Origin of the sequence: Oculatella sp. FACHB-28, from assembly GCF_014696015.1 — a bacterium.
GTDB lineage: Bacteria > Cyanobacteriota > Cyanobacteriia > Elainellales > Elainellaceae > JAAUTN01.
In genome coordinates this window covers 57001-70328 of sequence record NZ_JACJPJ010000098.1, presented here as the reverse complement: position 1 = coordinate 70328, position 13328 = coordinate 57001, and the positions used below count along the sequence as shown (strand labels likewise).

Sequence of the window (13328 nt, the reverse complement as noted above, 5' to 3'; positions counted from 1 at the left end):
CGGTGTAGTAACTTATGTTTACGTTTCTCCATCAGGGCTAGAAAGAAAGCCCGTCTCATTCAGCAACTGTTGTAGTTTTTTGTGAGGTAACTCTGTATCTTTTTTAGGATTGCTCCACATTGTAGAAAAGAAGTTTTGCATCAACACGACAATGCTGTGATATTTAACAACGCTATCCACATAAAACTGATCTAGATTCAGATCCTCATCCACATGAATCTGTTTGATGTTGTTGAGTAGTATGGCTCCCACTTGGTAAGGTTGTAGACCCTCGTTTATGCCATATTTCTCCATTATCTTGCGTTTGCTATTGTCTGAGCATGAATCAAATGCCCAGCGAATTGGATGTCCTAAATTTCGCAGGACTTCCCCGTAATCATAAAAAGTGTTTTGCTCAAAGAAATTTTCTTCCTCTTCCGTCGGTGCAAAACTCTTGTCCAAAGCTAGACCAAAATCGGTTAAATAAGTTTGTTCGCCATCAGTGAGAACATTGCGAAAATGTGCGTCGAAATGGATGATGCCCTTCGTTCTCAAGAAAGCGATCGCCCTCCACAAGTCGTTGAGAGATTGCCGAAGCTTGCTAGGGTTTTCTTGCAACCATGTTTCTAGCACATGAGGAACGTACTCCAGAAATAGAACCAACTCGTGCTGAGCATTTGACCTATCTAACACATATTTCTTGACGTTGATATGATTGCCCCAGTGCTCTACATCAATCTCTAAATCTGCACGCTCTCCAGTGGAAGGAACAATTCGATAATGGTACATCAATGGAAATGTTGCGTGAGCGTCACTGCTGGAGGCGATCGCACCTTCTAGTACCCAGTGAGTTGTTTTGAGATGAGTCACAAGTTCACGGAAAACCCCTAACCCAGTAGAACCGAAGCCATAGTTGTAAGTGGGTGGAAGATTATAGAGATTTTTAGTAGAAAACAGGTTGTCATATTCAAGATCTGTAACTGGAACCCGTTTCACAAAGACTTTAGATTGTTCAAAGATGATGATGTGATTCATCCCCCAACCTGTGCCCGATTCATTCGATGCACTTTGGTCAAGCAAAGAACGTAGTTTTTCGTCATCTAACTGGCTAATTTGTGAACTAATCTCGAAATATTTCTGCCTTCTAAGTTCTAAAGAGTTTCTAGGCACGTCCTAAACACCTCATGTAGGTCGAGCAATAGTTTTATCCGTAGTGTAGCGATCAATCTGGTTCAAAGACCTTTCCATCCTTGCTCAAACTGTGCCATTCTTGCATTCAAACACAGCATCTTTGAAGAGGTTCATTCAACATCTGTGTAAAGTGCGATCGTCTCCTTAGCTGCTTGCACAATGCGATCGCGTAATTCTAAAGGTTCAATCACTTCCATCTGTGCACCAAACCCCAACACATAAGCACAAGCCGCTTTCTCAACGTCAAATCGTAACGAGACAGGAATCCAACCCTCGGCATCGGGTGCATCAATCATTTGTTCGATGCGGGCAAAGTATCCGGCGTAGCGCAACCAGGACATTGCTTCTGGCGCGACCCGTACCGTCACGCCATAGTACGGTAGATTCGCTTTGAACTCTACCATTGATCGCTGCCAATAGTCAGCTAAGTCGAACCCAATTGGACGAACACAGTGAGCATCCATCAATACAGCATTCTGCACTCGTGAAATACGGTAAGAACGCACCTCTCCCTCTACGCCTGCCACTAAGTACCAAACACTGCCTTTGGCAACCAGTCCCAAAGGGTTAACCAATCGTTCAACCCGCTTACCAGTGCTACGCTCATAGCTCAAAAAGACTTGCCGCTCTTGCCAAATTGCGGCTTGCAGAACCGGAAATGCTGACATCTCTTCGTCCCAATGATGCCATCCGGTTGGGTCAACATGAATGCGCTCACCCACTACTTCTGCCTGCTGACGATTAGCAGTAGGCAATGCTGCTAGAAGTTTGAGTAGTGCGGCTTCAAATGCCTGGTTCCAACCTAAATCTGCTAGCACATGAGTCGGTTTTGGCAAAAATAGCGCTTGAATTTCTGCCAAGTTGAGTCCGGTCAGGGTGGTTTGATAGTCCTCCAGCAAGCCCCATCCGCCGCCCTTACCGCGTTCTGCCACCACCGGAACCCCCGAACTGCTGAGGGCATCCATATCGCGGTGAATAGTGCGCTCAGACACTTCCAGCCGCTCTGCCAAATCTCGTGTGGTTAACCGAGAATGAACCTGCAACAACATCAGGATAGAGAGGAGTCGATCGGCACGCATAACGATTTTTAGAACGATCGCAACTTCTTCTACACTACTGCTGAAATATGACAAAGGGTGTCAGGAAGTTGTCTTTATGCTGTTAGCTAGAACGATTTTGAGAGGTCATGATGCAGCCATTAAAAGATAAGATTGCGATCGTTGCAGGAGGTACGCGCGGTGCAGGACGGGGCATTGCGACAGAACTGGGTGCAGCCGGAGCAACGGTTTATGTGACTGGACGCACAACTCGCACACAACAGTCAGACTACAACCGCCCAGAAACCATTGAAGAAACCGCAGAGCTAGTGACTCAGGCGGGTGGACAAGGGATTGCAGTTCAGGTGGATCATCTAGATCCGGAGCAGGTGCGATCGCTCGTAACTCGGGTTGAACGAGAGCAAGGACAGTTAGACATTTTGATCAACGATATTGGAGCAGAACATTTCGTAGAATTTGACAAGCCCGTCTGGGAGGTTGATTTGGAGCGGGGTCTACGCTTGTTGCGATTGGCGATCGATACTCATCTCGTTACCAGTCACTTTGCCCTACCGCTACTGATTCAAAAGCCCGGAGGATTAGTGGTTGAACTCACTGATGGAACGGCAGACTACAATAATCAGCACTATCGGCAAGCATTAATGTATGATCTTGCCAAGAATTCAATCATTCGCATGGCGTGGGGACTGGCGCAGGAGCTTAAACCCCATCACTGCACGGCAGTGTGCCTGACTCCAGGCTGGTTACGATCAGAGATGATGCTAGATCACTTTGGCGTGAGTGAAGCCAATTGGCAGGATGCTACAGCAAAGGAACCGCATTTCATCATTGCCGAAACTCCCCGCTATGTAGGACGTGCCGTTGCCCATCTTGCTGGTGATCCAGAGGTGGCTCGTTGGAATGGTCAGTCTCTTTCCAGTGGGCAACTCGCGAAAGTTTATGGTTTTACGGATCTGGATGGTTCTCAACCGGATGCTTGGCGTTATATCCAGGAGGTGACAGAGATGGGTAAACCTGCTGATGCGACTGGATACAGGTAAGGTTAACCATTTAATTTGGAGCAATTAAAGAGACTTTAGCCAGAATTGAAATGCAGTTCGTGCCCTACATACAACTTCTCTTGATCACCTCTGCAAAACACAGTTATTTCACTATATACTTCCGTTTAAATTGCTTATGCAAGTTTTGGGTTGCGGTCTCACCAAATGACGCTTTGACAAGCGCAAAACTAGAAAAGTCTTTTGCACGCCACTCATTTTGTGGGACCTCTTCAATGTAGTAAAAATAATCCCAGAGGATGGCTTCCCAGCTTGTGCAGCGAAGCAGTTTGCTGCCAAGACTTCCCGTAGGCTCTAACGTGCGGTGTGTCGCTGTATTGCCTCAATCATGATGAACCAATCATCATGATGCAGCTCATGTCCTGTTCCAGGCAACGTGAGTAATTCAGCGTTAGGAATCTCTGCTTTTAATGCCAAAGCATGAGCATAGGGCAGCACAAGATCTTCTGTACCGTGAATAATCAGTGTTGGAGCAGCGATCGCGGCGAGACGGTTCAGCCATTTCTCTCCTCCTTGAAGCAGGGCATGGTTAAAAGCAGTTGTTGGATTGGGTGTGCGATCAAAATCAGCAATCACCAATTCACGTATAGCTGATTCATCAAAGGGATGGGCCGAGCCAGAGAGCAACCGCCATGCCTCAACCTGGTATTCAACCACTGCCTCACGGTTCGTCCAATCCAGTTCACTGGCTTTTGCATGATAGTTGAGGACAGACGGATCAATCCCAGGTATGGTAGGGTCTGCCTCAGTCAACCGTTCTGAGGCAATCAAGGTTAAACTTTTGATACGTTGAGGATGCTTAAGCGCCATGAGTTGACTGAGATAGCCTCCCAGTGACATCCCAACTAAATGAGCACTCTGAAGACCATAGCCATCGAGTACCCCAAACGCATCATCTGCCAGATCTTCAACGGAATAGTTGATCTGTCCTGGCTCGTAGCTGGTTGAGCATCCAGTATCTCGGTGATCATAACGAATCACATATCGTCCCACAGCAGCCAACTGACGGCAGAATGCTTCCGGCCACCAGATCGCTGAAGCCGTTGCTCCCATGATTAACAAAATTGGAGTATCGTCCGGAGAACCAAACGATTCTGAAAAAAGGTGAACTCCGTTGATGCTAATTTGTTTGCTTTTCATACGTTGCCTTATTCAGTTCGGTTTTGTAACTCCAGTTCATTGAACGGGTGCTGCATATTTAGTTCGCTGTGACTGGCGATCGCTTCTAAATTCGCAATCGTTCTTCAAGGAATTACATGATGAACACTGCAAAGTTCAAGCTATGTCTCCATCGGAACTCCAGTTAATGTCTATTATCATGGTTCCAATGGTTCAAAGGGCTTGGCATCTGAGAAATCGTAGATTTCGACCGCTTCTTCACGCCGAATCATCCGTTTTCCCAAGCGAGGAAACTCAGCAATCTCAACATCCAGGTTCTCTCCTCCTGCCAGATACACGAGGTCTTGAGTCCCTGTATTCCTGAGATGGTGAGCCACTGAAGGGGTAGGAAATCCCATAAAATCTCCAGCACTCACCTCAAATTCTGACCCATCAATTTCTGCGACACCATCACCCGATAGGACATAAATCCATTCTTCTTCCCGATGATGGGAATGATAGATAAATGATTCTTTGCCGGGAGGTACTTTAATGAAGTTCACTCCTGTGCGCTGTAGCCCAACCGTTTTGCCTAACTGCATTCCTGCCAACTCGGAGTTTGGGTTCCAGGGATGTGAGAAGTTTTGCAAGTTTTCAACAATTTGTTTGGATTGGAGAAGCAAAGGCTGTTGATCTGTCATGCTAATTATCCTCCGGAAACTAATTAGTACAGCTTACTCGTAAGTTGATATGCCCCACCGTACTCCAACTTTGGTTTGTGTGCTGACGAGATGAATGCGATCGCACTCAGTCGCAGGATGAAGCCGGAACTCCCCTAGCTTGCCATTTCAGTGAGCGAATCCCTGGATCGGGAAAGCGAGTTAAGGAAATACGATATCCGTTGGCACGTTGCTCTAGCAGTTTTGCCCCAATATGACTAAGCTCAACAGGCAGTATCAACTCAGGTAGAGACGCATAGGGCTGTGGATAGAACACATCTGTCTCGCCAACTCCTAGTACAGCTGATAAATCACCTGATTGCATGAGTAATGCATCATCACCTTCTGCACAAATGATACCCACCTGGCGACTTTGCAAAGTTACCATTTCAATTTTCAATCTTGCTACTTCAGCCTCTGACTCAGCCAGTCTAGCCTCCAGGGACTTCAGTTCTGCATCACTTGTAGAAGCATTGCACGAGGCTAGACTGGCGAAACAAGCAGTAGCAAGAAATACCTGGTGCCAAGAAAGGTTAAACATTGTTTCACACTCTCAATTGAGCAAATTGAGGCGATCGCTTTTCAGGTCGTGGATTTGCTTTAATTTATCTAAATAAAATGATTCACGTAAGGAAATTTGCTCAACATCATTTTTTCCATACTACGCCCATTCTTACAACTTTTCTAGAGTAGAGAAATTGTCTAAATCTGGCTATCTGCTTCCTGCCATACTATCAAAATCTTGCGACCAGCTTTCAAAAGCCAGAGTGAGCCGCGCAAAAGTGACTACAATCGAAACAAGACTTTTCATGTACACAACCAGATTTATAGAATGAGACATCAACAATCATCTAGTAGCTTTGTATGAACCGTGCTGTATCTTTATTAATGGCTGTGTGTATTAGTTTCATTGCAGGGTTACTCATTTGCATAGGAACCTATTGGTTTGTCCGAGCTTACTTATTTCCACCAGCGACTCTCGAAGTTCGTGGAGTTTTGAGGTTTCAATCACAACCCAGTGCTCCAAGTGCCACTGGTAATCCTCCCAATGGCTATTTTGTTGAATCGACTGCAATTGATCGATTTTATCTAGAGGGCGATCTGATTAAGACTTATGTTGGTTCTCTGGTTTTGGTTAAAGGAACGATTTCGACCGTGTGTGGTCCTGATACTTATCCTTGCTACCCAAATCTCCTAGTAAAATCTGTAATTCAAGTTTCAGGGTCAGGCTAATGATCGAGAGGATCAAGACTCATCAGGTCTAAAACATCTTTTAACACTCCACTAATAAAAAGGCGATCGCACTAACTCAAGTTTGACAATCAAGTGAACTTAAGTTCACCTTGTTCCAATACTTTAGATTGCCTGATTAGCAATCGTTCTGTTACTTAAAGTGCAAACTCTAAGTTGACGACGGATTTGGACTTGTTTCCTATAGTGAATACTACAAACTGCTATCCAAGATTGAAGAGAAGCGATTTCACAGTGCCTCTAGTACAGGAATTTATTTTTCTTCAGAGGTTTAGAATGAGCCACGATATTTTTACTGAAACAGTTAGCGATCGCAACCAATTAAGTGTACCTCCCTCAGAACAAGATCATCTTCAGGGATCGCTCAATGCCAAAGTTGTACTTGTTGAATACGGAGATTATCAGTGTCCTCAATGTGGAAAACTTCATGCTTTAATTCAGACCATCCAAAACCATCTCAATGCAGCCGGTTCTAAACAAAATAATCTCTGCTATATATTCAGGCATTTTCCTCAGCCCCAAATTCATCCATACGCTCAAAAGGCAGCGGCAGCAGCAGAAGCAGCGGCAGCACAAGAGCAATTCTGGCAGATGCACAAAGTTTTACTGCAGCATCAGCTAGCTTTGAGCGATGGTCATCTAGCGGAGTATGCTCACAATTTAGGGCTTGATGTGACTCAGTTTGTTCGTGACATTGTTAGAAAAGTGTATGCTGATTCCATCAGTCGAGATGTCACGAGTGGAAAGCACAGTGGCGTGCTCAGCACTCCGGCTCTGTTTATTAATGGTGTTCGTTATAGAAACGCTCTAGAACTTGAACCGCTATTGGCTGCGATCGCCAAATCTAACAATTCTCCATGACAAGCTATTCGCGTTTTAATTGTTGATGACCACTCCATTGTTCGGTGAGAAATTATGACCCAACATCCAGATCAATTCGATCAGAAGCATCCCAGTCAGAATATTGAAGGACAAAAAGAATCTCGTTATAAAGACGAAGCATCCATCAGCGGAGTCATGGATGAGGCACAACTTAGCAATGAAGAGCTTGCCGGTATTTCTGGCGGCTTGAAAAATTCGAGCGACTTACTTCAGCAAGAAATTTCACACGATGTCCTTGGCGAGGAAACCAAGTCATTTGAACCTGAGCCAACTTTTCCAAAGCCATCTCATCTAGAAGACTTGTCATAAGCATCGTCGATTCGAGACTTAAGGAGTAATTCATGACGACCTATCGCACGGTTGCGATCGATGGTTTAGATATTTTTTACCGCGAAGCAGGTTCTCGTGATAATCCAACAATTCTGCTGTTGCACGGATTTCCGGCTTCATCACATATGTTTCGCAATCTGATCCCTACGCTTGCTGATCAGTTTCATTTAGTTGCCCCCGATTATCCGGGCTTCGGCAACAGTTCGATGCCAACTGTAGATGAGTTTGATTACACATTTGATCATCTGGCTGAGATCATCGAGAAATTTATCGATGCGATCGCCGTCCAGAAATATAGTCTTTATGTGATGGATTATGGTGCTCCCGTTGGCTACCGCATTGCAGTTAGACATCCAGAGCAGGTAGAAGCATTAATTGTCCAGAACGGGAATGCCTACGAGGAAGGATTTGGCAAGTTCACGAACCCGATTAAGGAATACTGGCGAAACCCTTCTCCTGAAAATACTGACAAGATGAAACAATCTTTCACTCTGGAAACAACAAAGTGGCAGTATACCAACGGTGTTAGTAATCTAGAAGCAATCAGTCCTGACACCTGGACGATGGATCAATTCTTTCTTGATCGCCCAGGAAATGAAGAGATTCAGCTAGCACTGTTTTATGACTACAGAACGAATCCACCGCTCTATCCACAATGGCAGGAGTATTTTCGCAATCATCAACCTCCTACCTTGATTGTTTGGGGTCAGAACGACGACATCTTTCCTGCCGAAGGCGCTTATGCCTACCAGCGTGACCTGAAAGACGTTGAGTTTCATCTGCTCAATACCGGACACTTTGCGTTGGAAGAGGAAGGAGAGGCGATCGCCAACTACATACGTCAATTTCTCACATCACGACTGCAACCCATTTCTGCTTAATCAAATCGCACAAACAGCTATCCCGACCACTACATCATCTGTGGTTGATGTAGTGGCAGTAATTCAGCGTAAACAATCGCTCGTGCCATCCTTGGATAGTGTTTATGCAGAAGGACGACAGGTCATGACTCCTTCCCTCTGAGTATCGGCATTAGGGTTACTGCCCATTGCCCGAACTGTAATCGTAGGTTCATAGCCAGGGTAACAACGGATCAAAACAGTGTCTGCGGCTTGGGTCACGTACAACACATAAACAGGTCTACCTCCTAGTACAGCAGGAACTAGGTCGGGGGGTGCCGGAGCGGTTGCAACAAGTGTTGATTGATTCAGAGCATCTATATCTGGCGTTTCAGATAGAACGGACCGTGCTTGAACAGACTGCAAACTGATCAGGACTAATGCCACGAGAGTAGCTAGTGCAGCAAAGAATTTAGCGGATAGTTTGAACATGACTTTAAAGTATGTGTGTAGCGCTATATGACTTTAATTTAAGGAACAAATTCCAATCTGTCGTCAACTCAAAGTCCTGATTTGAAGCAACAGAATGATTGCTTACTGGGCAAACTGAGGTACTGCCGTTGCATCAAACTTAAGTTCACGTAACATTCCTATAGGCTAAGCGATATTCACTGTCCTGCTAACGTTTGAGCCTGCTCTAGCAATTGTTCAGCATTCTCTGCCCATTCTGTCTGTTCCTGAGTGGTAAACAGATCTTTGGCATATTGCAAAACTCGCTCAGCACTAGCGTATTGCCGCTGCTGAATAAATACTAGTCCAGCTCCGTAATATGCATTGGGATAATTAGAGTTGGCTTCGGCGGCTCGACGAAATGATTCTAGTGCGTCGTCCAGATTACCCTGAGCAAACTGAATTGAGCCCAGATTGTAGTGTGCTTCTGGATAGTTGGGACTGATCCTAATTGCCTGACTAAAGGCAGTAGCAGCTTGTTCAAACTGTTCTTGTTGAAGGTGAACCAAGCCTAAGTGATAGTGTGGCTCTGGTGCAGAGGGGCTGAGTTCGGTGGCGCGTTGAAAGGCAGCGATCGCCCTATCCCAATCTTGCTGTTGTTCTCGCACCAGTCCCAAATTGTAATGAGCTAAACCTAAGTTTGGATCAAGGGCGATCGCCCGCTCCAAATAATCGTCTGCCTGGTCAAAGTTGTTTCCTTCTAGCAGTGCTGCTCCTAAATTGGCAAAAGCCAGGGCAAATCTTGGTTCTGCCTGAGTTGCTTGATAAAAGGCATTGGCCGCATCCTGAAGCTGTCCTTGCTGGCGCAAAGCTAATCCCAGGTTGTAGTGGGCGGGTGCAAGTCCAGGATTCAGTTCAGTGGCTTGACGGAAGGCGGCGATCGCCTCATTCATTTGCCCTTGCTGCACAAACTGCAAGCCTTGATTCAGCCGATCTTCTGCCGTTTGTGAAACTGTCTGTGCCTGAGCAACGGAAATCGCACTTAAACCAATCGGAGCAAACAGCACTGGAATCAAAGACAAACTAACGAGTAAAGATCTTGCAACCATGCCAACCACACTCCTGGGCGATCGCCGCTATTGTACTGCGTTCATCGTTCTAATCGAACTGTCATCGAACTGTTGAAGTCTGACCTGACAAAACCAATCCCTTATTATTGAGTCAGTGAACTGTTGCGATCGCCCATACCATGTCTGCCCCAGCCACCGAAACAATTGAAACCGTCCTGGAGGAAGCGGTAGACGGCATCGTCCTTCCCCCCAGTGACCTCTACAGCGACGAACCCCCTTTTGAAACACATCTCCACTTGCAGCAAATGCTGCTGCTGCTTAAGTGCCTGGATTGGCTATGGCGCGATCGCAACGATTACTTCGCCACAGGCAACCTCACAATCTATTACAGCTCTCGTCGGCTCAAGTCAGAAGATTTTCGTGGTCCAGACTTTTTTGTAGTGCTGGGTACGGAACGCAAGCCACGCAGAAGCTGGATGGTGTGGGAAGAGGAAGGAAAATATCCAAACGTAATTGTTGAACTGCTCTCAAATTCCACCGCCAAAACTGATCGAGGGTTAAAAAAACAAATTTACCAAGACACCTTTCGCACGCCCGATTACTTCTGGTTTGACCCCGATTCCCTAGAGTTCAAAGGTTTTCATTTGGTGGATGGCACCTATCACGACCTTCAGCCAAATGAGCAAGGGCAGTTGTGGAGCCAGCAGCTAAACCTTTACTTGGGCATTCACAACCATCAACTGCGGTTCTTTACTCCAGAAGGACAACTCATTCCCACTCCAGAAGAGTCTGCCCAAGCGGCTGAGGCAATGGCGACAGAGGAACGACAGCGGGCAGAGGCAGAACGGCAGCGGGCAGAAGCAGAACGGCAGCGGAATGGAAAACTAGCAGCAAAGCTACGAGAGCTAGGCATTGATCCCGATACAGAAGTCTAGAACACCTTTGAGGATGACTCTGATCCCGCAAAAAATTCTCAGTTTTGTTTAATTCTCAATCTTAAGCAAAGTACACTAGAAGGAATTTAGTGGCGGTGAAGTGGGACGTACAGAATGTCTTTAAAGATTGAGCAGGGACTATTTAACTCAGACTTCATTGACTACCATGCGATTTTGGGAGTTCCCGTTGACGCAAATCCGAAAGAAATCCGGAAGCGCTACCTCAAAATTGCTCGACGGCTCCATCCAGATAGTTTCGCGACAGAAGATCAGACAGAGCGCGATCGCGCCAGTGAATTGCTTTCAAAGCTGGTCAACCCCGCCTATGAAAAAATCTCTCAGGAGAAAAGCTACAGCGAATACTGTGTTGTGCTGCGGCTCAAAGGACAGCAGGCGCTCAAGCAGCAAGATACAATCGTGTTGATGAATGAAGCCTCTCGCACTCTAGCTTCAACCAACGACCTGGAAAACTACTACAAATCGACTCTAAAAGAGTTGGCAGAGCAGCAGTACCAATTGCTCAACCAAACTCTAGAACTAACGGGGCGGATCAGCGAACTCAACCTGGTCTACCTGATGCGTAAAGAAGCGCGCGGAGAGCCTGCAAGCCATCAGCCCGTTCAGTCTGATTCTAAAAAAGGCTCGACGCAAAAAGCTCCATCCGCCCCAACAACGCCTAAACCCCCACCCACCAAAGAGGCGATCGTAACAGCCTATTTGCGTCGAGCCAAAGAATTTGAGGCAAAGCAGGATTTTCCCAGGGCAATTCTTGAGCTGCGCGAAGCGATTCAAATTGACCCTCGCAATAGCAGCTGCCATAGCCGCTTGGGAGCAGTCTACCTAAAGACAAATCAAGCGACGATGGCAAAAATTTACTTTAATCAGGCATTGAGCCTTAACCCCCAAGACCCAATTGCGCTGGAGGGTAAACGTCAACTTGAGGAGGCAGGCGGGCAGTCTGCCAAATCTCAGCAGACGAGTGCGAAGAGCAGCAAAGCCAGTAAGCCGAGTGGCGGGCTGTTTGGATTGTTTGGCGGAAAGAAGAAGTAATAAAGAAGTAGCAATGTATCAACCTCCCTCTGGAGCCAGAGATCTGTTTCCTCTGGATGTGGCTCAAAAACGCTGGATCGAAAACCGTTTGCAGCAGGTTTTTCAACGCTGGGGCTATCACCGCATCATCACCTCTACCCTGGAACGGGTAGATACGCTGATGGCAGGTGGGGCTGTGCAGCAGTCTACGGTCATTCAATTGCAAGAACTTGAGGATGAAACGCTGGGGTTGCGTCCAGAGTTGACGGCTTCGATCGCCCGTGCAGCAGTGACTCGTATGGCGGGCGTGAGCCATCCCCAGCGCCTCTATTACAATGCCAATGTGTTTCGACGGGCACAGCGGGGCAGCCACAACCGCCAGCAGGAATTTTACCAGGCAGGGGTGGAGTTGTTGGGCAGTGGCGGCATAGTGGCCGATGCTGAAGTGGTGCTGCTGTTGATGGATTGCCTTGGCACGTTGGGACTAAAAGATTGGCATTTGGTTTTGGGAGAGGCTGGGCTAACGCGATCGCTCCTTTCCCCCTTTCCGGAAGAGCTGCGCGACCGGGTAAGACGAGCGATCGCCCACCTCGATCGAATCACCCTAGAAACTTTGCCCCTGTCTACCGAGTTGCGCGATCGAGCGTTGCTGCTGCTAGACTTGCGCGGTCGTCCGGCAGATGTGCTGCAACAAGTTTCCAGCCTGGATTTAGATGAAACCCAGCGGGCTACTGTGAATGCCCTAAAGTCGCTGATGGAAGTGCTGCAAGTCAGCTTTGAGGCTGAAGGGGAGGCAATTGCCCCCTCCCTAATTCTGGATTTAAGCTTAATTCAAACCTTTGACTACTACACGGGCATCATCTTCGAAGTCGTAGGAGATGCCAACACGGGGCGGCGAGTGCTGGGTCAGGGCGGTCGCTATGATCAGCTTTTGGGCATCTATCACCCACAAGCAGAAACCTATCCCGGTGTCGGATTTGTCTTTAACCTGGAAGAGGTGCACCAAACGCTGCTGCCTACAGGTCAACTGCCCCATAACACTCCAGCGACCAACTGGTTAGTTGTTCCATCTAGCCCACAGGACTGTGCAGTTGCCTTTGCTTATGCCCAGAAAATTCGCGAATCAGCCAACCTGGTCAGGGTAGAAGTTGACCTGGATCAGCGGGATAGCCAGGATGCGGTGCGCGACTATGCCCGTCATCGCGGCATTAGCCAGATTGCCTGGGTCAATGCTGACGGTGTGCCTGAGATTGAAACCCTGTCTTCTGTAGGATAAATCTCACACATAAATCACCTCTTGAGACGTGAATGGTAGCGCTGTTCCATCGTGCTACCATTCACGCAAGAAATCTGATGAGCCTTTGCCTGTCAAAGTAGATACGGTTGCAGTCGTGTCTACACCTGTTAGGCTAGAAAAAGCTGAATCAGGCTCATCCTGC

Annotated in this window: 15 protein-coding genes; 7 read left to right on the top strand and 8 right to left on the bottom strand. The window is 47.1% G+C overall.

Annotated elements, in window-relative coordinates; translation table 11 throughout:
• Positions 1–18 precede the first annotated feature (18 nt).
• Together H6F88_RS27560 and H6F88_RS27555 are read right to left on the bottom strand one after the other, a co-directional pair.
• Positions 19–1149 (bottom strand): hypothetical protein, encoded by a 1131-nt coding sequence (locus H6F88_RS27560; RefSeq protein ID WP_190646012.1) that lies wholly within the window; start codon positions 1147–1149, stop codon positions 19–21.
• Positions 1150–1280: 131 nt separating this feature from the next.
• Positions 1281–2249, bottom strand: a complete 969-nt coding sequence (locus tag H6F88_RS27555; protein WP_190646091.1) for a YafY family protein — start codon at positions 2247–2249, stop codon at positions 1281–1283.
• Between the two features lie 110 nt (positions 2250–2359).
• Between H6F88_RS27555 and H6F88_RS27550 the strand changes: the two genes are divergently transcribed.
• On the top strand, positions 2360–3268 hold the full coding sequence (locus H6F88_RS27550; RefSeq protein ID WP_190646090.1) for an SDR family oxidoreductase: 909 nt from the start codon (positions 2360–2362) through the stop codon (positions 3266–3268).
• Positions 3269–3371: 103 nt separating this feature from the next.
• On the opposite strand, the gene H6F88_RS34690 is transcribed toward H6F88_RS27550, so the two are convergent.
• The 4 genes from H6F88_RS34690 to H6F88_RS27530 form a co-directional block, all read right to left on the bottom strand.
• Positions 3372–3527 carry a hypothetical protein gene (locus H6F88_RS34690; protein ID WP_347277756.1) on the bottom strand — a complete coding sequence of 52 codons (156 nt, stop codon included), beginning with the start codon at positions 3525–3527 and terminating at the stop codon, positions 3372–3374.
• Positions 3528–3580: 53 nt separating this feature from the next.
• The gene (locus H6F88_RS27540; RefSeq protein WP_190646011.1) at positions 3581–4426 is read right to left on the bottom strand and encodes an alpha/beta fold hydrolase; all 846 of its coding nucleotides are present in this window, start codon (positions 4424–4426) and stop codon (positions 3581–3583) included.
• Positions 4427–4602: 176 nt separating this feature from the next.
• Complete coding sequence (locus H6F88_RS27535) at positions 4603–5085, bottom strand: cupin domain-containing protein (RefSeq protein ID WP_190646010.1); 483 nt, start codon at positions 5083–5085, stop codon at positions 4603–4605.
• 106 nt (positions 5086–5191) lie between these two features.
• The gene (locus H6F88_RS27530; RefSeq protein WP_190646009.1) at positions 5192–5644 is read right to left on the bottom strand and encodes a hypothetical protein; all 453 of its coding nucleotides are present in this window, start codon (positions 5642–5644) and stop codon (positions 5192–5194) included.
• Positions 5645–6630: 986 nt separating this feature from the next.
• On the opposite strand from H6F88_RS27530, the gene H6F88_RS27525 reads away from it, so the two are divergent.
• From H6F88_RS27525 to H6F88_RS27515, 3 genes are read left to right on the top strand one after another with little or no spacing between them, the layout of a single operon-like run.
• Positions 6631–7215 carry a DsbA family protein gene (locus H6F88_RS27525; RefSeq protein WP_190646008.1) on the top strand — a complete coding sequence of 195 codons (585 nt, stop codon included), beginning with the start codon at positions 6631–6633 and terminating at the stop codon, positions 7213–7215.
• Positions 7216–7269: 54 nt separating this feature from the next.
• On the top strand, positions 7270–7545 hold the full coding sequence (locus tag H6F88_RS27520) for a hypothetical protein (protein WP_190646007.1): 276 nt from the start codon (positions 7270–7272) through the stop codon (positions 7543–7545).
• A gap of 32 nt (positions 7546–7577) precedes the next feature.
• On the top strand, positions 7578–8447 hold the full coding sequence (locus H6F88_RS27515; RefSeq protein ID WP_190646006.1) for an alpha/beta hydrolase: 870 nt from the start codon (positions 7578–7580) through the stop codon (positions 8445–8447).
• A gap of 102 nt (positions 8448–8549) precedes the next feature.
• On the opposite strand, the gene H6F88_RS27510 is transcribed toward H6F88_RS27515, so the two are convergent.
• Complete coding sequence (locus H6F88_RS27510) at positions 8550–8897, bottom strand: hypothetical protein (RefSeq protein ID WP_190646005.1); 348 nt, start codon at positions 8895–8897, stop codon at positions 8550–8552.
• Positions 8898–9073: 176 nt separating this feature from the next.
• Complete coding sequence (locus H6F88_RS27505) at positions 9074–9964, bottom strand: tetratricopeptide repeat protein (protein WP_190646004.1); 891 nt, start codon at positions 9962–9964, stop codon at positions 9074–9076.
• A 140-nt stretch (positions 9965–10104) separates the two neighbouring features.
• On the opposite strand from H6F88_RS27505, the gene H6F88_RS27500 reads away from it, so the two are divergent.
• From H6F88_RS27500 to H6F88_RS27490, 3 genes are all read left to right on the top strand, one after another.
• A complete protein-coding gene (locus H6F88_RS27500) occupies positions 10105–10860 on the top strand; it encodes a Uma2 family endonuclease (protein WP_190646003.1) in 756 nt (251 codons plus the stop codon).
• A 114-nt stretch (positions 10861–10974) separates the two neighbouring features.
• A complete protein-coding gene (locus H6F88_RS27495; protein ID WP_190646002.1) occupies positions 10975–11910 on the top strand; it encodes a J domain-containing protein in 936 nt (311 codons plus the stop codon).
• A 13-nt stretch (positions 11911–11923) separates the two neighbouring features.
• A complete protein-coding gene (locus H6F88_RS27490; RefSeq protein ID WP_190646001.1) occupies positions 11924–13165 on the top strand; it encodes an ATP phosphoribosyltransferase regulatory subunit in 1242 nt (413 codons plus the stop codon).
• Positions 13166–13328: the final 163 nt, after the last annotated feature.

What these genes read in the sequence shown, in the direction of transcription:
- H6F88_RS27510 (WP_190646005.1), bottom strand. Translation starts at nt 8,897, where the DNA reads ATGTTCAAACTATCCGCTAAATTCTTTGCTGCACTAGCTACTCTCGTG.
- H6F88_RS27555 (WP_190646091.1), bottom strand. Translation starts at nt 2,249, where the DNA reads ATGCGTGCCGATCGACTCCTCTCTATCCTGATGTTGTTGCAGGTTCAT.
- H6F88_RS27530 (WP_190646009.1), bottom strand. Translation starts at nt 5,644, where the DNA reads ATGTTTAACCTTTCTTGGCACCAGGTATTTCTTGCTACTGCTTGTTTC.
- H6F88_RS27515 (WP_190646006.1), top strand. Translation starts at nt 7,578, where the DNA reads ATGACGACCTATCGCACGGTTGCGATCGATGGTTTAGATATTTTTTAC.
- H6F88_RS27495 (WP_190646002.1), top strand. Translation starts at nt 10,975, where the DNA reads ATGTCTTTAAAGATTGAGCAGGGACTATTTAACTCAGACTTCATTGAC.
- H6F88_RS27500 (WP_190646003.1), top strand. Translation starts at nt 10,105, where the DNA reads ATGTCTGCCCCAGCCACCGAAACAATTGAAACCGTCCTGGAGGAAGCG.
- H6F88_RS27525 (WP_190646008.1), top strand. Translation starts at nt 6,631, where the DNA reads ATGAGCCACGATATTTTTACTGAAACAGTTAGCGATCGCAACCAATTA.
- H6F88_RS27550 (WP_190646090.1), top strand. Translation starts at nt 2,360, where the DNA reads ATGCAGCCATTAAAAGATAAGATTGCGATCGTTGCAGGAGGTACGCGC.
- H6F88_RS27520 (WP_190646007.1), top strand. Translation starts at nt 7,270, where the DNA reads ATGACCCAACATCCAGATCAATTCGATCAGAAGCATCCCAGTCAGAAT.
- H6F88_RS27540 (WP_190646011.1), bottom strand. Translation starts at nt 4,426, where the DNA reads ATGAAAAGCAAACAAATTAGCATCAACGGAGTTCACCTTTTTTCAGAA.
- H6F88_RS27490 (WP_190646001.1), top strand. Translation starts at nt 11,924, where the DNA reads ATGTATCAACCTCCCTCTGGAGCCAGAGATCTGTTTCCTCTGGATGTG.
- H6F88_RS27505 (WP_190646004.1), bottom strand. Translation starts at nt 9,964, where the DNA reads ATGGTTGCAAGATCTTTACTCGTTAGTTTGTCTTTGATTCCAGTGCTG.
- H6F88_RS27535 (WP_190646010.1), bottom strand. Translation starts at nt 5,085, where the DNA reads ATGACAGATCAACAGCCTTTGCTTCTCCAATCCAAACAAATTGTTGAA.